Origin of the sequence: Helicobacter sp. MIT 03-1614 (assembly GCF_000762925.2) — a bacterium.
GTDB classification, from domain to species: Bacteria; Campylobacterota; Campylobacteria; order Campylobacterales; family Helicobacteraceae; genus Helicobacter_C; species Helicobacter_C hepaticus.
Genome location: NZ_JRMS02000013.1, coordinates 1 through 20,208, shown reverse-complemented (window position 1 = coordinate 20,208; position 20,208 = coordinate 1). Strand labels below are relative to the sequence as shown.

At 35.6% G+C, this 20,208-nt stretch carries 15 protein-coding genes; 10 read left to right on the top strand and 5 right to left on the bottom strand.

What is annotated here, in order from left to right:
* Nucleotides 1-24: 24 nt before the first annotated feature.
* The 3 genes from LS66_RS09015 to LS66_RS10435 all read right to left on the bottom strand — a co-directional run bounded on the left by LS66_RS09015 (nt 25) and on the right by LS66_RS10435 (nt 8,653).
* The gene (locus tag LS66_RS09015) at nt 25-5,472 is read right to left on the bottom strand and encodes an alpha-2-macroglobulin (protein ID WP_034367687.1); all 5,448 of its coding nucleotides are present in this window, start codon (nt 5,470-5,472) and stop codon (nt 25-27) included.
* An 85-nt stretch (nt 5,473-5,557) separates the two neighbouring features.
* Entirely contained in the window at nt 5,558-6,469 is a 912-nt protein-coding gene (locus LS66_RS09010; protein WP_034368576.1) for an RNA pseudouridine synthase, read from the bottom strand.
* 90 nt (nt 6,470-6,559) lie between these two features.
* Complete coding sequence (locus tag LS66_RS10435) at nt 6,560-8,653, bottom strand: methyl-accepting chemotaxis protein (RefSeq protein ID WP_138092083.1); 2,094 nt, start codon at nt 8,651-8,653, stop codon at nt 6,560-6,562.
* Nucleotides 8,654-8,942: 289 nt separating this feature from the next.
* On the opposite strand from LS66_RS10435, the gene LS66_RS09000 reads away from it, so the two are divergent.
* A complete protein-coding gene (locus LS66_RS09000; RefSeq protein ID WP_011115580.1) occupies nt 8,943-9,770 on the top strand; it encodes a cysteine ABC transporter substrate-binding protein in 828 nt (275 codons plus the stop codon).
* 37 nt (nt 9,771-9,807) lie between these two features.
* On the opposite strand, the gene msrA is transcribed toward LS66_RS09000, so the two are convergent.
* Complete coding sequence (gene msrA, locus LS66_RS08995; protein ID WP_034367730.1) at nt 9,808-10,305, bottom strand: peptide-methionine (S)-S-oxide reductase MsrA; 498 nt, start codon at nt 10,303-10,305, stop codon at nt 9,808-9,810.
* Nucleotides 10,306-10,389: 84 nt separating this feature from the next.
* Here msrA and selA point away from each other — a divergent pair, with 84 nt between their 5' ends.
* The 7 genes from selA (at nt 10,390) to LS66_RS08960 (ending at nt 18,664) form a co-directional block, all read left to right on the top strand.
* Entirely contained in the window at nt 10,390-11,760 is a 1,371-nt protein-coding gene (selA, locus tag LS66_RS08990; protein WP_034367733.1) for an L-seryl-tRNA(Sec) selenium transferase, read from the top strand.
* A gap of 10 nt (nt 11,761-11,770) precedes the next feature.
* Nucleotides 11,771-13,669 (top strand): selenocysteine-specific translation elongation factor, encoded by a 1,899-nt coding sequence (selB, locus tag LS66_RS08985; protein ID WP_034367736.1) that lies wholly within the window; start codon nt 11,771-11,773, stop codon nt 13,667-13,669.
* A gap of 16 nt (nt 13,670-13,685) precedes the next feature.
* Entirely contained in the window at nt 13,686-14,789 is a 1,104-nt protein-coding gene (locus LS66_RS08980) for a cysteine desulfurase (RefSeq protein ID WP_034367748.1), read from the top strand.
* 10 nt (nt 14,790-14,799) lie between these two features.
* The gene (locus tag LS66_RS08975; RefSeq protein WP_034367739.1) at nt 14,800-16,038 is read left to right on the top strand and encodes a molybdopterin molybdotransferase MoeA; all 1,239 of its coding nucleotides are present in this window, start codon (nt 14,800-14,802) and stop codon (nt 16,036-16,038) included.
* A 27-nt stretch (nt 16,039-16,065) separates the two neighbouring features.
* Entirely contained in the window at nt 16,066-16,482 is a 417-nt protein-coding gene (locus LS66_RS08970; RefSeq protein ID WP_034367743.1) for a universal stress protein, read from the top strand.
* A gap of 9 nt (nt 16,483-16,491) precedes the next feature.
* Complete coding sequence (gene traF / locus LS66_RS08965; protein WP_081947982.1) at nt 16,492-18,147, top strand: conjugal transfer protein TraF; 1,656 nt, start codon at nt 16,492-16,494, stop codon at nt 18,145-18,147.
* Nucleotides 18,148-18,223: 76 nt separating this feature from the next.
* Nucleotides 18,224-18,664, top strand: a complete 441-nt coding sequence (locus LS66_RS08960) for a hypothetical protein (protein ID WP_034367746.1) — start codon at nt 18,224-18,226, stop codon at nt 18,662-18,664.
* A 284-nt stretch (nt 18,665-18,948) separates the two neighbouring features.
* Here LS66_RS08960 and LS66_RS08955 read toward each other — a convergent pair whose 3' ends face one another.
* Nucleotides 18,949-19,641, bottom strand: coding sequence for a S24 family peptidase (locus LS66_RS08955; RefSeq protein ID WP_034368519.1), 693 nt, complete (start codon nt 19,639-19,641; stop codon nt 18,949-18,951).
* A 111-nt stretch (nt 19,642-19,752) separates the two neighbouring features.
* Here LS66_RS08955 and LS66_RS08950 point away from each other — a divergent pair, with 111 nt between their 5' ends.
* Together LS66_RS08950 and LS66_RS08945 are read left to right on the top strand one after the other, a co-directional pair.
* Nucleotides 19,753-19,953, top strand: coding sequence for a hypothetical protein (locus tag LS66_RS08950; protein WP_034368522.1), 201 nt, complete (start codon nt 19,753-19,755; stop codon nt 19,951-19,953).
* 39 nt (nt 19,954-19,992) lie between these two features.
* Nucleotides 19,993-20,208 (top strand): hypothetical protein (locus LS66_RS08945; RefSeq protein ID WP_138092079.1); only part of this gene is annotated, 216 nt, incomplete at its 3' end.

The following is a 20,208-nucleotide window of genomic DNA, read 5'->3' as shown; positions in this document are numbered from 1 at the left end:
AAAAAATGTTTTGATGTCTTTTTCTCACGGAGATGTTACCGAAACAGCCATAGATTCTGTATTGGCAAGAAAACTATTATCATACATTGCTTCTGCATTTGCAGGAGGCAAGAGGTAATTACCCGGAGTAATAGTATTGATTTTGACAAACATACTCTCATTTGTTCCATAATAATTTAAAAACCACATAATCTTATCATCGCGAATATCTGTGTAAGCAATATTGCCGTTGCGAACAAAATCGGGGAGTTTATCATTATTTAATCGTGTATTTTCAATTTCCCAACCACTAGGAAGATTCTGCGTGATAGCTACATTATCCACAATCACGATTTTATCAGCATTTGTGAGCGTGAGCTTAAGATAAAAAGTGCTACCAGAAGGCAAAGAATCTACATCAATGGCGTTTCCTTTTTCATCTACAAAACTTCGCTCAAGTGCAATTTTTTTTGCACTAGGTTTTATATCTTTTTCAAGCAAGATGCCATCCCATACTTGAGCAATATAAAGTGGAAAAGCACTTTGTGAAGTAATTTTGCCTTTTATATCATCAAATGGCAATTTCAGTGTATCTTTACCCTCAAAGTTCTTGCCCTCAAATGTAATGCTAAAACTATTTTGAGAATCCCCACCTTGAGAAGAAAGCGTGGGTGCAATAGCAAGGAGTGAATAGCCAAGTGTTTGAGTAGAAAGCCAATTATTGCTTTCAAGCTGTTGTTGGATATATGTTAAAAGTTCCTTGTGTGGAGTTTTATAAATATCCATATAAGCCTTAAGAATCATTGCATCATCACGCAATGGCGAACCATAGCTAAAACGATAATATGAATTATCGCGTTCTGTGCTTTTGGTGGGGAGATTCTCTGTAATTTTTTGTGCAATCTCTTCAAGCCCTGCAAGCTTGTAAGCCGCTGCTAGAAGCCATTTATCTCTTACATCAAGCTTTTTAAAATGATGTTCATATATGTTATTGAGCAGTCCTATTTGTGGCTTTCCAGCAAGAGAAAGCAAGTAAAGCGGATAAATCGTGGTGGGCACATCAGTTGTATTTTTTACATAATAAGTTTCATAATTTATCCACGCTTTAAGAACACTCTCTGGCACATAATATCCTTGTGCTTGAGCAAGCAATAAGAAATGTCCAGCATACGCACTTCCCCATCTATCAGCAGAAGAGCCCCCCTGCCAATAAGCAAATCCACCATTACTTGTCTGAAATGTAGCTATACGCGCAATACCTGCATTAATATTTTTCACTATCGTGGGTTTATCAATAAAATTTGCCTTACTTAAGGTTGTGAGGAAAAGTTGAGGAAGCACACTTGAAGTTGTTTGTTCAATACAACCATAAGGATAACGTATAAGCCATTTAAGACGATGGTCAATGCTCATAATAGGCTTATCGCTCACAAGCACATAGCCCATTTGAGAATCTTTAATATATTCTTTTGGATTTTCAAGTATGAATGAATCTCTTGATTCGAGGATAAATTTTTTATTGAGAGTTGTATAAGGATTATTTGGCAAAATATCAATTTCTGTGCGCTCTTGCATACTAAAATCCCCACTTTTAAGTGTAATATCAATAAAATCTTGTCCTATACTTTCTTTATCCACTTGAGCTTTAAGGTGAATCATTTGAGACTTTTTATCATTAAAGGTAAGTGTGATGTTATTTTTTTCAAGACGGATTTTTTCGCCACTTGTAAGGGTAAGATTAGCTTTACCCACATTATCTTGAGTAGGAAATACTTCAATAGCAAGAGTAAAAGAATCACCTATTTTAAGACTGCGTGGAATGGTAGGAAGCATTACAACAGGTGCGCTTACTTTCATATCACTTGAAGCACTCCCATAGGCTTCGTCATTTATCGCTACTGCCATAATTCTCACACTACCCATATAAGCGGGCATAGTATATGTAAATTGTGCTTTGCCAAATTCATCACTCATAATAGGCGGCGTGTAAAATGTTACAGGTTTAAAACGTTGGGCTTGATGCAAATCTTTACGATTTGCACCTGCTGCAAGTTCATCTCCTCCGACTTTGAGAATCTGATGTATATGCCCTATATCCCGCCCAATGATAAGATTATAGTTATCAAAGCTAGAAAGTGCAAGAGCGATTTTTTGATAAAAATATTTCCACGGATTTGGCGAGACAAAATCTGTCAAATCAAGTAATCCTTCATCGACAATAGCAAGGGTATAGGCAACTTTTTTGTTTTCTTTATTAGAGAGTTTGACTGCAAAATCAGTATTTGGTCGGATTGATTGAGGGGCATTTATTTCAAGTGTAAGCTTAGAATCCTTATCTTCTACCATAAGCGGCAATACACCATAAAGCCTTTGTGAGCGGTCATTATCAAGCTTGTGATAGTTTTGTAACAAATTGATAGCAACATAAATATTAGGTGCATAAGATTTTTTAAGCGGAATTTTAAAACTACTTTGTGCATCTTTAGTATGAATCCAAAACCGCTCTAGGACTTTCTCTTGATTGATGATAGTGATAAGCGCTTGAGCATCAGGTGTGCTTTCAAAATTTATAGTTGCTTCCTCGCCCACGAGGTATTGTTCTTTATCTGATTGAATCTTAAGTTGTGTATTTTTTTGGGCTTGTATAGGCTCTCCAGCCTCACTTGCATAGAGGAAAATTGCACTTTTACTATGATTACTTTCATCTTCTACCTCAATAAAAATCTCTCCTGATTGAGTAGGCTTAAATGTAAGCATAACGGGCTCTGATTTAGAGATAAGTGTGCCGCTTTTTAGGAGCTTGGTATTTTTATCTCTTTTAATAGAACGCGCAAACTCATTGTAATTATCATAATCCCACCACCACGAATAACTATTTTGGTAAATTCTAAAGTTAAGGTTATGGTTAGCAAGAGGCTTTTGCGTATTGCTAGAAAGGACAATAATGGGGATTTGCATTTCAGAATCTATATTGACATAGCGAGAAGGGGATTTAATCCCCACAAAACTATCATAGAGTGCAATATCCACATTTTTTCTTGCACTCACAAATCGCCCACCATTTTCAAAGACTTTTGTCGTAATAAAAGCACGAAGATTTTTGCCTATATCCTCTGTATTTTTTACATTAAAAGAGCCTTGCGTATGACCATTTTCGTTAAGCTGTCCTTCTAAGGTATCATTAAAACTATAATGCAAAGATGAAGGGTGCATAAAAGTATAACCATTATAGGCTGGGGCATAGAAATTTATGCCTTGCATATAAATTTTATTTTCATATTTAAGATTTGCTGCTGGTGCACCAAAAAGATAATGTGAGCGGATATCAAAAAAGAGGGCATTATCATTTTTTTTAAGCTCTGTAAGATTAATATGCTCTGGGCTTACAATCTCTACCTTTATACGATTTGGCACGACACTCTCTACTGATATATTGTGCCAAAACTCACTTCCTCCGACTTTAGTTTTAAGTCGCCAAATACCTGTATCTGCACTTTTGTCTATTTTAAAATCATAAGTAAAAAGCCCAAATAATTGCTCCTTGAGCGAAAAATCTTCAAGCACTACTTTACCTTGCGGAGAAGTAAGGGTTATATGAATAGGGTGGGTTATAGGTTTAGCATCTGCACGTGCAATGATATTAATATGGGCGGTATCGCCGGGACGATAAACACCTCTATCAGTATAAATATAAGCAAAAGTATGTTGATGTGATTGCAATCCTCCCACATCAAAACCCTCAAGGCTAAGAGGTGCATTCAGACGTAAAATAGTAGTATCTTCACCTTTTGTAGCGCTTAGATACATTATTTTTTGTGCCTGCTCAAAATGAGCTAGACCTTGCTCATTAGTAGTAAGAGTAGCGATAGTTTGATTCTTGTGGGTAATGGCATTTATTTTTACTTGAGGTAGAGGCTTATTGCTCACAATATCAAGGGCAAATACTTCAAGCTTGTTGTCAATTTGTTGAGCTAAAAGCGCAATATTTGAAAAAATCAAATGCTTTAAAATCTTGCCTTGTTGATTAAAAAATTGCTCTTTACGCCACTCCGAAGTGCCCTCTGGGAAATCATAATCTACCCCGTTTTTATCAAAACTAAGTTCTACAATAAATATACCCTCTTGTGCCTTGAGTGTGGAAAAATCAAGTTGGGTTTGAATCCATTGATTTTTTTGCATAGCAATATCAAAGCTTTGTTCAAATACAACATCGCCCAATCGTTCAAAATCTGCATATATCCCACTGCGCCCTCCATTATATTCATCATCATAATCGTCATAATCATTGTATGAGGCATTAGTATATTTGGTTTCACCAATAAGATTCTGTTTATACAGATAAGCCGTAGTGTTATTTGGGTAGATTTTGCTTACTTTGAGATTAACTTTTTTGACATTTATACTTTTAAAGGCAATTTTTTTCTCTGCATTACTTGGCAAAAATACACCTTGTTGGGAAAAGGCAAGTGAAGGAGGAATTTGATTAAACACTATATCAGCATCTTTTGGTTTTTCTAAACGTGAGCGGTCAATAGCCATAATTCCCTCTTTGATATGCACTTTATAGCTTGTTGAAGGATTAAAAGACGCATTAATCCTCATAATATTGCCTTGTTTGGTAATATTCGTTTTTACTTGTGGGCTTATAGAGACAAAATCTGCCAAATTTGCATTATCAGCAAGATTTTGGGAAAAATGCACTTGGATATGAGGTGTTTCATCTAAGATAGCTTGAATATCTACTACTTCTAAGCCCTCATTTTCTCGCACATAACGCAATATTTCATCTTTTTCCAAACCCAAAGGTTTTGCAGATAGAGTAAGTTCATAACTTTTTTCTTTATCATCAAAGGTTAAATTTTGGCTTGTAATAACAAAATCTTTGCTCGCTTGTGGGGCAAGAGTGAAATCAAGCTCTTTACCTGTATCATCTTTGAGATGAAAAATTGAACGCAACTCTTTAGAATCTACTGAAGAAATACCCGTTGTATTGCGAAGAATTTTTATGTCTTGAGAAAGAACAATCTCGGCTGATATGAAAAAACTTTTGTCATCAATGTAATGAGGAAGGAGCTTAGATGTCTCTATCTTTGTAGTATTAGTATGAAGATCTAGGCTAATGGTATCTTCTAAAAGTGATTGAGCAAGTTTTGAGAGCTTGATATTAAGCGTATAATCTGTATTTGGCTCAAGTATGCCACTTGGAACAATGAGGAGTTCATAAGGAGATTTGAAGCTGTAATGCCCAACTAAAGAGTTTCCATTAAGCGTAATGAATTTGTCTTGTTCATTTACATTATAAAGAATGCCTATATTTTCTGCATTTTCTGATGCAATGGGTTGATTAAAGGTGATAAGTATTTCTGGTGTAGTAGAGATATTTTGAGTATAACTTTCTACGAACTTATTATCCGAACAAGCAGTAAGAAAAGTAGATACATAAATAAATCCAAAAAATACAAAAAACTTCCATATATAACATAAATAACGCATTTAGCCCTCCGAATTTTTTAGTTATAAAGTTATAAATTATATCAAAAAAAAAAAAAAACACTTTTTTCACATAAACTATATAAAGCTAAAAATATGTCGCAAAATGCGGTATAAACGAAAAATTATGGCAACTTGTGAAATAATAACTCTTGCCTTTAAAGCTAAAAGCAAGAGTATGCGCATTAAGGCACAAATAAGGTGCGCCAAAATAACTTTCATATTGATGAGGAGGCAATGCGGGAGATTCAAGATAGAATCTACTATACTCTTCTTTGGTGCCATAAAGCGGATCACCCAAGATTCTATGCCCAATATGTGCGCAATGCAAACGGATTTGATGAGTTCTGCCTGTGAGAGGCAAGACACGGATAAGAGTAGAATCTGTAGGCGAATGATAGACTAAAGGATAAAGTTTCGTGCGACTTGGCTTGCCATAAGGGCTAATAATGCTTTTAATAGATAAATCTGTGCCTTTATATTTTTGTAAAGCAATAGGCTCATCAATAAGACATTCTTGCGTAAGTTTGCCCTCAACAATGGCATAATAAGTTTTAAGAATCTGCCTTGTGCTTATAAGTTCTTTTAACTCTGTTTCACTTTGAGGATTGATTGCGCACAATACAAGTCCGCTTGTTTGCTTATCAAGGCGATGAATAGCGTTAGCATAATTGCCAAAACGTAATTTGAGGGCATCATTGAGTGAGTAATGATAGAATCTGCCTTTGGGGTGTGTAAGGAGATTATGCGGTTTATCATATACACAAAAATCTTCATTGAAAAAAAGTGGTTCAAGCTCTATATCACAAGCTTCAAATTCACTTAACTCTACTTGCCCACAAATAATTTCATTTTTGGCAATAACACGATTATGCTGCCTTAGGCGTTTTTTGTCCAAAACCTTTTGAGCTTGAGCTTGGGTATAACCCCTGTGCCGCATAAGAAATAAAAAAGCGGGAAGAGGCTGTGCTATATGATAGGAATTAGTAACAAAAGGCATAACACTCCTTTGAAAATATGGAGCATATTGTAATGAATTTTGCTTTACTCTCTCTTTTAGAATAAGCACATTATATCTATAATAAAGATTCTATGAGAATTTCTTTTTATTTGCATCATTTAAAATCTTTGAGGCAACATCATCAAGAGCATTGCTAATTTTTTGCGAATGATTAGCAATATTTGCGTTCTCTTGTGTGAGTGCTTCAAGCTGTGATATAGCCTCATTAATTTGAGTAACTCCAGTAGTTTGCTCTCTAATAGATTCTCCCATATCATTAATACTTTGCACTAAGAGATTTGTATTAGCTTCAATCTCTCCTAAGCTCTTTTGAGTTCTCTCAGCTAATTTTCTTACTTCATCTGCAACAACAGCAAATCCTCTTCCGTGTTCTCCTGCACGTGCAGCTTCTATTGCTGCATTAAGAGCAAGTAAGTTTGTTTGATCTGCTATATCTCTAATGATACCTATAACATTTTTAATATCTTCACTTTGTTGGATAACTTCTCCAGTCTTACCACTTACATTTTGCATAGAACTTGTAATCTCTTCTACTGCTTGAGCTGTTTGTTCTAAAGAGGAAGCTTGGGAATTAGAACCTTGCGTGAGCTCATCTATTACAGATTCTATTTCTTTTGATTTGGCTTCAAGATCCTTGGCATATCTCATAGAATCACGAAGCATTTTACAGATAGAATCTCCTAATTCATTGATAGCTATGCCCATACCACGAGCATTTTCAATTCTATCGGTAAAATCATTATTACGATAGGATTGAAATACGCGGTTTGTCCTGTTTAAATCATCTCCTACAAGATTTAAAAGTGCAACCGACATTTCATTAATAGCATTTTTAAGCTCATTAATCTGGGGATTAAAAGTTATTTGCTTGATATTTTTACCAAAGTGACCTCTTTTTGCTTCATCAACTATACCTAAAACTTCACTAATAAGCATTTTATCTTGCTTGAGAGTATTTTCAATCACAGCAATATTTTCATTGATAGTTTCTCCCATTTTGCCTAGCTCATCTTTAGCAATGATACGAAGAGGTTTGGGTGGTTTATCTTGCTTATAGTTAAGATAATTAAAAAATTCAAAAAATGTGTGAGAGATGCGATGAAGTCTTTTGGTAATACTTCTTTTCATATACAAAGCAATAAATACTGCTGAAACAAGTAAGCATATCACAGCTCCTAATATAGCAATTATAGTAATCTTCGTGGCTGAAGCATACACTGAACTATTGGGCGCAGTAACAACAACAGCATAGCATATATCGCTATTTTCACCAATAGGGAAACTTGCTACTCCTGAAGTTGTAGCAGTATTCATAATATTACTATATTCATATACGCCCGATTGGCAAGAATTTATATCAGAAGCCATTAATTTAGCATTTTCGCTTGCATTTAAATCAGTTAAGCTTTTTAAAAGAAAATCTTTATTGAAGTGTTTGATAATATGTGCTTGATTATCTAGAACCCAACGATAATCATCTTTAAAGACTGAAAATTTATTGCCCAATAATTGTGCTCCCACCCAATCAAGATTAATGCTCATACCCACCACACCTTGTGTGTTACCTTTGCTATCAAATAATGGATAGGCAAAATCAAGGACGATGGCAGATTGTCCCTTATAGTCTATTGGGTGAGGCTTACCAATAGATTGCTGACCCGTTTCCAAAGCTTTTTTTACAGATTCTAAGCTCAAAAAGTGGTCATCAGAAGGCAAAAATACTACACCTCCTGTAGATTCTGGGGATTCATCAAAAGCATATAAAACCATATCGCCATTAATTAAATTCTCCGCATTTATATTAAAACGATTTAGGGCATTTTTTTTGATATAGACAAAACCATTTTCAAGCCATTGATTACTATCAAGCGTATTTTCAAGTCGATTTTTTGCTCTACGTTCAAAATTCATATCATTTGTTTCTTGAATAAGGGCTGATAGAGTTTGTTGTGCAAAATTAAGTGCAACCAAACTTTCATTGATATGTGCTTCGTAATCATTTGCTATGCGTTTGGCGACATTGAAGATAAGCACTTTGGCGTCTTTTTTAGCAATATGGGTTGCCTGGATAACGAGCATACTTATCATTAAAACCATACAGATACTTAAAATTGCCAAAACGCTTAATATAGCTTTTGTTCCAAGAGAAAACCTATTAAACATATAATTCCTTAATTTAATATAGCAGTTATTTTTTTATTTTTTAAATATATAAATAAAACGGAAAAGGGACTATACAAAAAAATAAATAATCAATAATGAAAACAAAGAAAAATCTTTAAGATATGTTTCATTTTGTATATTTTTGTTTATTAAAATTCATAATGAATATCTAAAAACTACATTATTCTTTTATGAAAGAGAACAAAGAATCTTTAATGATATTTACTTCTATCACATTTTTTTGTGGCACAATAATCTTTAATACCCATTTATAAAAGGAGTTAAATAAATGAAAAAATTGCTTTTAGCGCTATTTGGCGTAGTATTTATGATAGGACTGAGTGCGTGTGGAGATAATCAAAGCACAAAAGAGTCAAAAAATGCCTTAGAAGAAATTAAACAAAAAGGTGTTGTGCGCATAGGAGTATTTAGCGATAAACCACCCTTTGGTTTCATCAATGAAAAAGGACAAAATGATGGTTTTGATGTTTATATTGCAAAACGCATCGCTAAAGATTTACTTGGAGATGAAAATAAAGTTGAATTTGTGCTTACTGAAGCTGCTTCTCGCGTAGAGTTTTTGCGCTCTAATAAGGTAGATATTATTATGGCGAACTTCACTCAAACTCCAGAACGCGAGGCAGTAGTGGATTTTGCTAAACCCTATATGAAAGTGGCTCTTGGTGTTATATCTCCAAATGGCGAGATTAAAAGCATTGATGACTTAAAAGGGAAAAAACTAATTGTCAATAAAGGCACAACAGCTGACGCATTCTTTAGCAAAAACTACCCTGATATTGAATTGCTTAAATATGAGCAAAATACTGAAGCTTTTCTCGCGCTTAAAGATAAAAGAGGTGATGCACTTGCTCACGATAATACTCTTTTGCTCGCGTGGGCTATGGAAAATGAAGGTTTTAACGTGGGCATTCCAACACTAGGTGAAGAAGAAAATATTGCTCCAGCAATAAAAAAAGGAAATATTGAGCTTAAAAATTGGCTTGATAATGAAATTACATCACTTACCCACGAAGGCTTTATGAAAGAAGCTTATGAGAAAACTCTCGCCCCTATTTTTGGCGAGGAAAAAATGGATTCTGTTATTTTCTCTCATTAATTTTTACTCCATTGCTTAAAGTTTAAGCAATGGATTTTCATTCCTCCCATTTTTGTAATGCTAAATCTGTATTGATATGGCAATACCCTAGTGGATTTTTCTCTAAATATTTTTGATGATACAATTCTGCGGAATAGAAATTTTGTAATTTTTCAACCTCTGTCACTGCTTTTTTGTGATGCTTTTTCTCCCAAAGTTTTAGACATTCTTTAATAATACTCTCATCACTCTCTTGCACAAAATATACACCATTGCGATATTGTGTGCCAATGTCGTTTCCTTGAAAATTAAGCGCACAAGGGTTGATAATAGATAAAAATCTCCCTATAATTTCACGCAAGGGAAGTAGATCCTCATCATAATGTAACTCCAAAGCTTCCACTGCTCCACTATTACCACTGCATACAAATTCATAGCTTGGATTCTCAACTGCACTATTAGCATAGCCCACCTGTGAGCAAAGTGTGCCTTTAAGCTTATCAAAATAGCCTTGTATTCCCCAAAAACAGCCGCCTGCAAGATAAATTACTGCCATATATTACCTCCAAAATTTATAAGTGTAAAAAAAGTTATTCTACGATATAATTGTGTCCTTGCTGTTTATACAAAGGAGAAACAGGTGCAACATTTACTCAAATCCCTCCCCAAAGTTGATACACTACTTGCTCATAATGAACTTAAAATGTTTCAAAAATCTACACTTTTGCCACTTATTCAATCACATTTATCGCTATTGCGTGAAAATATATGCTCAAATACTCTTTCACCTAAAGAATTAGAATCTGCCCTAAACGAAATTATCCCTGTGATTAAAAAAAAAGCTATTGAGGCAACTAAACCCACGCTTACACAAGTAATTAATGCTACCGGTGTAGTGATTCACACAAATCTTGGGCGAAGTGTCCTTTCACCTCAAATCCTTGATGAAATCACACCTTTTTTGAGAAGCTATCACACGCTTGAATATGATTTAGCTAAAGGTGAAAGAAGTGAGCGATATGCCCATACTAAGCAGATTCTGTGCGAAATGTTTGGTTGCGAAGATGCACTTTTGGTCAATAATAATGCTGCAGCTGTGCTTTTAATCCTCAACACCTTTGCAGCCCATAAGGAAGTGATTATTTCTCGTGGAGAGCTTGTGGAAATCGGAGGAAGTTTTAGAATCCCAGAAGTGATGAAAAGTGCTTCAAGTATCCTCTACGAAGTAGGTGCAACAAATAAAACACATTTAAAAGATTATGAAAATGCTATTAATGAACAAAGTGCAATGATTATGAAAGTTCATCAAAGCAATTTTAAACAAATTGGCTTTGTAAAGCAATGCCATATCAAAGAAATCATACATCTTGCACAAAAACATCATCTTATTGATTATTTTGATTTAGGTAGCGGACACATAGGTGCATTGCCCCTCGCAGATGAACCAAGTGTTCGCGAAATCTGCAAATATAAACCCTCACTCCTTAGCTTTAGTGGCGATAAATTGCTCGGTGGTCCTCAAGTAGGCATTATCATCGGCAAATCACAGCTTATTGCGCAATTAAAGCATAATCAGCTTTTACGCGCTTTAAGGGTAGATAAGTTTAGTATTCTCGCCTTACAAGCAACGCTCAAAGCGTATCAAAACAAAGAATATCACAAAATCCCAACTCTTGCTATGCTTGCTTTCACCCCCAAAGAGTTAGAATCTAAGGCTAAAAATCTCAAAAAACGCATACTTGCCTCATCTATTGCTTCAGAACTTGAAGTTGAAGTGATACCTTTACACTCACTCGCAGGTGGTGGGAGTGTGCCACATTTATCTTTTGATTCTTTTGGCATCTCACTTCAAGCAAAACATTTACAAGTGCAGGATTTTGAATCTGCTTTGCGAGCCTTAGGATTAATTAGCTGCATACAAGGAGAAAAGATTCTCCTTGATGTGCGAACATTACTAGAAGGTGATGAAGAGCGTATTATGGAGATTCTTGGGGAAGTATTATCCTCATAAGGAGAAAGATATGAGCGAGGGGCATAATGATATTATCGTTGGCTTAGCTGGGCATATTGACCACGGCAAAACAACCATTATTAAAGCACTCAATGGCTTTGATGGCGATAGTTTAGAGGAAGAGAAACAAAGAGGCATTACACTTGATTTGAGTTTTTCTCATCTTCATTTGCCCTCACGCAATGTCGCATTTATTGATGTGCCCGGACATAATAAGCTTGTAAAAAATATGATTGCAGGGGCATTTGGTATTGATGTGTTACTTCTTGTCATTGCTGCAAATGAAGGCATTATGCCTCAAAGTATAGAACATTTACTCATTGCAGATATGTTGGGTATTAGCTCTTGTATTTGTGTAATTACCAAAATTGACAAACTTGAAAATCCCTCTTTAGAGCTACCGCGTTTAGAATCTGATATTGTCGCGCTCTTTAAAACTTGTGATATGAAACTTTATGACACTATTGCTCTTAGTCTGCATTCATCTACAATGCCACTCACAAACGCTTATGATAGTTTATCTCAACTCAAAAGGCTAAAAACAAGTTTAGATTCTATCCCTAAACCCCAAAAGATAGATTTTGGCTTATTTTTATATTATATTGATAGAAGTTTTAGCATTAAGGGTGCAGGCTGTGTAGTTACAGGAAGTGTTTTAAGCGGTGAATGTTGCGTGGGAGATAAGCTTTATGCCTATGATATAAAGCAAGAAGTCGCTGTGCGAGGAATACAAATCCACGATAAAAATGCTACAAAAGCCACTCCCTCTCATCGTGTCGCACTTAATCTCTCTGGAATCAGTCATCACCAACTCAAGCGTGGCTTTCTTCTCTCTCAGAAAGGATATTTGCGCGGCTTTGATAGTATTGATGTGGGAATCTTCGGCGCACCTCAACATAATACTATCTATCAACTCTATCTAGGAAGCTCAAAACTCAATGCGAAAGTGCATCTTATCAGTGAAGCTATCACTTCTCACGCCTTTGGTTCAAAGCCTCTTACCTTTGCTACACTTAAATGTGATGGAATTATATTTAGTATATTTTCACAACATTTTATTTTACGCGATGATGAAGGTGCTGTGCTTGGTGGCATTATTTTAAATCCTATCATTGACCCTATTAAAAAGCATCAACGTGTGCAACTCTTAGAATCCCTTTGTAAAAAGCATTTTGATAGTGCTTTTAGCCTGCTTTGTTCTATTCATAAAAAAGGTTTTGGGCTTGTAAGCTCTACACAGAGATTCTGTCTTAGCCATACTCAAAGCCTCCAAATCGCTTCTACTCTCAAAGATATTTTTATTGATGAAAAATCCCTTACACTTTATCCTCTTTCACAAGTAGAATATCTTAAAGCTCATATTTTAGAGATTTTCTTGCATAATAAATCTGCTCTGCTCTCGGCTCAAAGTCTCTGTGTAAAAATAAAATGGGCAAGTCTTGGACTTTGCCAAAAAGCCCTTGATGAACTTCTTAATGAAAAGCAAATTAGATATAAAAATGGATTATATCTCTCACAATGGTGCCAAATTAAAGATATTAAAACTTATGTCCAAGAGCGCATACTTGAGATTCTTGCTCAAGGGCATTATGCACCACCCGCACCTTATAATATTTATGAAGAACTTGATATTGACAAAAAAGTAGGTGATGACGCTCTAAAATCTCTCACTCAAGCTCACAAAGTCGTGCGTATCACACATAATCTTTTTATCACTTCTTCCGCACTTAATCATATAGTGAGCCTTATGCGCGAGATTATCTCCACACATAGCTATGTTGATGTAAATCTCCTGCGAAAACGGACAGATTTAAGTCGCAAATACCTCATTGGTTATTTAGAATATTTAGATAAATTTGATGATATTGAATGCAATGAAAACAAACGCTCCTTTAAATACGGCACATAAAGCAAATGAGGAAAATATGAAAAAAACGATACATCTTGATTTTTTAGCAAATGTCCCTCTAAATGCAAATGCAAATGCCTTATTTGAGGATACTTATCCCAATGTAAATACGCTTGATAGCACTATTTTGCACACTTTAAAGGCAGATTCTCAAAGCCTTGCTTCATTTTTTGGCAAAACACATTCTCATACCTTTGATTATAGCAGTGGGAACTTTCTCGCACTTTTTAGCACCCTTTTTGCACATCATTATCATATTGTTCTAGCCCCTAGCCTTCATCAACAGAGCTTTTATGCAGCAGAACTTTTTAAACATATATCACCACAAGGTTTATCATTTCTTCCTCTCAATCAACAAGGCATTTTAGCATCTCCACAAGACAGCCATAATACTCCATATGCGTTTTTTATACCTCTTATTAATCAAGATATTCTCTCGCTCAATCCCATACAATTCCTTATTGAGCAGATTCTATCTAGCTACCCTCACGCGCTTATTTTCCTTGATATATCACTTTTTGTAAGCACACTTGAACAAGCACAGCTTGCATTTTTGCGCACCTTGCAAAATCCTCAAATAATATTTTTGTGCAATGGTGAATCTATTGGTTTAATGCGCCCAAGTGGCTTTATTGTGAGTGATTTTGATACACTTAATCCTACGCATAAAGAAGCATTAGAAGCATTTTTTAACGCAACTCTTTTGCGCCCTCATCTTTTTAAGGCTGCGAGTTACGCTCTTAAATGTATTCTATCTAGCCCACCAATTCAAGATAGCAAACATATCTTTTTTGATAAACTTCAAGCCCATTTGGGTAAAGATATTTCGCTTTTTGCACCCCTTGAGATTACTACAAAAAATGCTTTACCTTTGCGCTTTAAGCACATCAAAGCACGGCTTTTAATCCAAGCTCTAAGCATAGAGGGAATCTATGCCATTAATGGGCAAGATTGCTTATTTGGTAACGCTAAACCCTCCTTTGTGCTGCGTTCTATGGGGTATGATGAGCCAAGCACACGCGAATTATTGAGTGTAAGTTATATGCATTTAGATTCTATAGAATCTATCACTCATATACTTGCTCAAGCCTACACTCAACTACGACAATTTCACACTTAAAGGAACTTTTATGACAACCTTTAATCAAGCATTACAAATAGGCATTTCATTACCTCCTACCAAGCACACGCATACTTTGCCTCTTTTTGAATCTTATGGCACAATTCTTGCACAAGATATTATCGCTACACGCTCACTTCCTTCATTTAATAACTCTGCAATGGACGGCTATGCCATTAGAATGCAAGATTATGGCACACATTGTATATGCGATGGAAGCATTTTAGCAGGAGTCAATAGCAGTGCATTTGCACTTGCACAAGGACACACATATAAGGTAATGACGGGTTCAATGCTCCCTCAAAACACCCAAGCTGTCGTGCAAATTGAATGGGTGCAAGAAGATGAATCAGGTGTGTATATTCCTGCACTAAATTGTAATCAAAACCTTATTCAAGGGCAAAATATCCGATTTAAAGGCGAAGAAATAGCTCAAGATTCACTTCTTTTACAAAGAGGCAAACGACTTAATCACCTTGATTTAAGCGTTATTGCTTCCCAAGGTATCAGCGAAGTGCAAAGCTTTGTGCCCTTACGTATAGGGATTTATTCAAGTGGTGATGAAGTTATTGAGCCAAATCAGAGTGCCAAAGCACACCAAATTTATAACACAAATGCTACCAGTCTTTACACGCTCCTCAAACAACGTGGCTATGAATGTAGCTATGAAGGCATCTTACAAGATGACAAAAAAGCTCTTTGCGAGGCTATTGAGCAATTTAATAAATATGATGTCATTATTACAAGCGGTGGAGCAAGTGTAGGCGATGCGGATTTGATTAAAGAAGTATTGCAAATGCAAGGAGCAAAAATGCTTTTTGATGGTATTAATGTCAAGCCCGGACGCCATCTTGGATTTGCTACATTAGGAAAAACACTTATTATCTTGCTGCCGGGTAATCCCCTAGCCTTACTTCTTCATCTACATACACTTATTTTGTCTATTTTGGAATCTTTACAAGGAGGAAGTGCATTCTATCCTCAAAGTTTTAGTTTAAAGCTCAATGAGGCTTTAAAGCTCAAAGCCAATACAACTTCTATAATTCTAGGACGATGTGAAAATGAAACATTTATTCCTCATAATGGCGGAAAAATTGGTTCAAGCTCGCTGACAAATATGTGGAAAAATAATGCGATTGCTCTTTTTGATAATGTGCAATGCCTGCCAAAAGGCGCACCTATTAAGGTTATTTCCTATAATGCCGATTTTTGTGATATAATAGACTTCATTAATTATGAGATTCTTTAAATAAATATCTTAAAATAAGGAGTGATTATGACAAAGCTCTTATTCGGAGTAAGCGACACACAAGAATGTCGTAGGGCTATTCAGACTATTATCCGTTTTTTTGGACATCGTGAAGAAATTGAACTCACACTTTTGCACGTAACACCAGAAATTGTTGTATATGCTGAAAGCGGAATTGTAGATTATGGCACAATAGAAAATATTGAAAATGAAAAATCAAATGCTATTCTTAATGAATTTGAACAAGCCTTTAATAAAGAAGGTATTACTTGTCAAAAAATTCTTAAGACAGGCAACCCTATTGATGTAGTGCTTGAGATTGTTAATAACTATGATTTGCTTATCATTGGTGCGAGTGAATCTTCACTCCTTCATAGAATCTTCAATTCACATCAAAATAGCTTCATCAACTCTTCTCCCATTCCTGTTTTGGTAGCGAAATAAGGAGTTGTGATGTGGGGGATTAGAAAAAATTTTCTTGCTTTAGGAATGTTAAGCAGTTGCTTCTATGGCTCACTTGAAGCTTTAGAGTTTGGGTCAATGGGTAACACTTCTGCGGCAATGGGTGGAGCTGGAGTAGCCTTGAAACATTCTGCGTGGGGATTGTATTATAATCCTGCGCTTCTTAGCTCTGACCCGCGAGTAAAAATGGGATATTCTTTGGGTATTGGCTTAAAAGAACATAATCTTGCTAAAATTGCTAAAATTGATATTAAAAATATGGCAAATACTGCTGAGCGACTTGTAAGCACTTTTGCTTCTGGTAGTGGAGCAAGTGTGGGTGAGATTACAAATGTTGTCAAAGATGCACTTAGCTCTGTACTTACTTCAAGCGGACAAACTCCAACTGGTAATGTTGAACAAGATTTACAAACCTATCTACAAAATCATCAAGGCGGCAATTACAGCGATTTGATAACCCAAGTATTACAACAAGTCCAACAAAGCTCCTCTCTTAACCCTGAACAAAAAGACCTACTTAGCCATATTGCAGGAAGTATTGATTATGGTAAACTTGACTTTAGCCAAGCAGGAGCGGGTGGTGTAGCAGGACTTTTACAAGATATTACTATTTCTAAAGGCGGTGATAAAGGGCTTGATAAAGCTGTGAATGACATTAGTGCCGTGCAAGATATACTTAAAGATAATAACCTTAATGTTACAAGCCAAGATGGTGTAATCTTGCAACTCTCTAGTAAAACAATGAATGAAAAGCTAGGTTCTCTTGGCGTAGCAATTTTTGCCTCTGTGTATTCAAGTATGTCAGTCAAAGCTGATGCTTCTCGTATGCGTCTTATCATTAATGGTGGCAATGGTAGTTATTATGAGCTAACAGATAATGGTGATAGCTTTAGTTATAAAGTTTCGAATCAAACCGACTATGACAACTACTCACTCATTGCTGCCTTAGAAGATAGTAGCGATGCACACAAGCTTATTGCCACAAGTTTTGTGCTTACTGAACTGCCTATAGGCTATGCGAGGACTTTTTATCTCAAAAATGGCAACCTCAATATTGGTGTAACAGGCAAATTTATGAGTGCCATTAGCACCCAAAGTCAAATGAATATCAAAACAAATATAGACTTTAAAAAAGAGCTTACTAATTTTGCCTCGCTTGATAATGCTATTTCTTCAAATAATTTTGGTATTGATGTTGGCGCACTTTATGAGGTTGATTTCCCCGAATTTCGCTATCTTACCTTTGGACTTGTAGTAAAAAATATCAATTCCCCATCCTTTCAATCTACACTCTCGGATATTACTATCAAGCCACAATACAGGGCAGGGATTGGTTATAATTCAAAAAGATTTAATCTCGCTTTTGATGCAGATTTAACTCCAAATGATTTGATTGCATTTAGCAATATTAGACAGCAAAGTCAAATGATTGGAGGCGGTATTGCTTTTGATTTAAAAGCAATTGATGTGCGCGTGGGTGCAATGAAAGATTTACGCCAAGATACGGGACTTATACTCACAGGGGGACTTAATGTGCTTGGATTCCTTGATATTGCCTTGCAAACGAGCACCAAATTCACTCGTGTAGAGAACATACCTATTCCTCAATATATCAATCTACGCGTAGGCGGAAGCTTAAGCTTTTAGTTTAATAGGAGAGAAGACATAGCTGACCCTTTAGAAATTCTACAAGAGGGCTTAAAAATACTTTTGGAGGCAATGAATGAAAAAGTTAATTTTGCTATTAGGTTGTTTAGTTTTTGCGTATGCAGAAGTGGTTATAGAGAGAATAGATTCCAAATATCAACAAGAAGTATGCGGGGATGATTATCATTGCTCTGCTAGTGAGAACTTTATTCCTAATGTTGATATTTTAGAGGCTTTTAAACAAGACTTAAAAAAAGAAATCCAATTCCCAGAATATGAAGTAAGAGCGTTGATTTATAGGCAAATCATTGCGATGAACTTACCCAATGATAATGAGAGTTTAAAGAAAACTATTGTTATCACAACAGAGAGTGGTGATTTAAATGTAGAAGTAGAACTTACAAAAAGTAAAAATAAACTTGTAATTGCCTATATTGTCGAAGTAGAAGAAAGTATAAAAACTTATATCAAGACTCCTAATGGAGTTAAGATTTTTAATAAAACTTCAATGTTGTGATGTGAATCTTGTATAGTTTTATCAGGAATCAAAGTGAGAGAGACGATAATCAAATAAAGCAAAGTGCGAGAGAATGAGGAATATTTTAAAAATCAAAGTGAGACTAAATCTTTTGATATTTTTTGACACTTTTTAGACAAAAACTGACAAAATCCTCAACAAAACTATATACGATACCATCTCCTAGACAATACCGCACATTACGCTAAAATCCCTCAAATCCCACAGAGCTACCCCAAAAAAGCAAAAAGCCTTAAAGCCACATTAATGCGCTTTAAGCGCCCTTAAATCATTCGTTTAAAAAATCCTACAACCACACCCAAAATCTCATAATCCTCATTTTCTAGCTCAATGTCTTCATAATTTTTATTATCGCTGATAAGCTTGTATTTTGGGCGTTTTTGCAAGCGTTTGACATAGAGTTCATTATCAAGGCGCACCACGCAAATCTGCCCCTCTTGAAAGCTATCACTTTGCTGGATTAAAAGTTGGCAATTCTCTGGGATAGTGGGACTCATAGAATCCCCTCGTGCAGTGATAATAGAAAGCCCTAAAAAATTTGCCACCCCAAAATAATCGCGCAAAAAATCCCTTTGCATATCAATATGGCGCGTGATATACTCCTCATTGAGCAGCCCCTGCCCCGCAGAAGCATACACATCATCATATACAGGGATTTGGATAGTAGTAGGCTTTTGTATGGGAAGGTGAGGGATTTTAGAATCTAATTGGGAGACATCATTTTTGTGATTGGGAGACATCATTTTTGTGATTGGGAGACATTGGGAGACAAAAAATTCTATATTGGTATCAAGGGCATTAGCAATTTTTTGCAAATTATCAAGTGTTATATTGCTATTTGTTTTTGTTTCATATCGTTTAATGCTTTGAATAGACACGCCACTTGCTTTGGCTAAATCTTCTTGTATCATTCCCTTGCTCTCTCTCATTGCTTTTATTTTTTCCTTAAGCTCCATATATGAGATTCTCCTTGACAAGTTTAATATATTAGACTATAATTCTATATATTTATCTATAATATTATCCAACAAAGGATAAGAGATAAATAAATCAATAAAGGCAAAGCAATGAAAAAACAAAATTTGAGCGCAGCAATGGCAGCAAAGGGTATGAAGCTCCGCACTTGGGCAAAATCTAAGGGCTTAAGTGAGAAAGATATAGGATTGCTCAATCAGCTCTCTTATGGATTTATACAAGGTAAGCGCGGCAGGGGCAAAGAGCTTAAAGAAATGCTTGAATCTGATGGCTTTAAATTGCATACAAAGTGAGCAAAAATGGAACAATGGGTAAGTAGCAAGGAGTTCGCTATGCGGTTTAATTTAATCCAAAAAAGTGTGGAGAAAGCTTGTTTTCGGGCTAATCAGTGTGGCAAAAAAATTTGTGCTATTAAGTCTAATATATTATACTTTACTTACGCTCACGGCATTGGAGGTAATGCTGGTAAAGTCCTCCGCATTTGGAGTGAGCCTTTTAAGACACAAGGGGAAGCACAAGCATTTATATCATCATCAGAATCTATACAC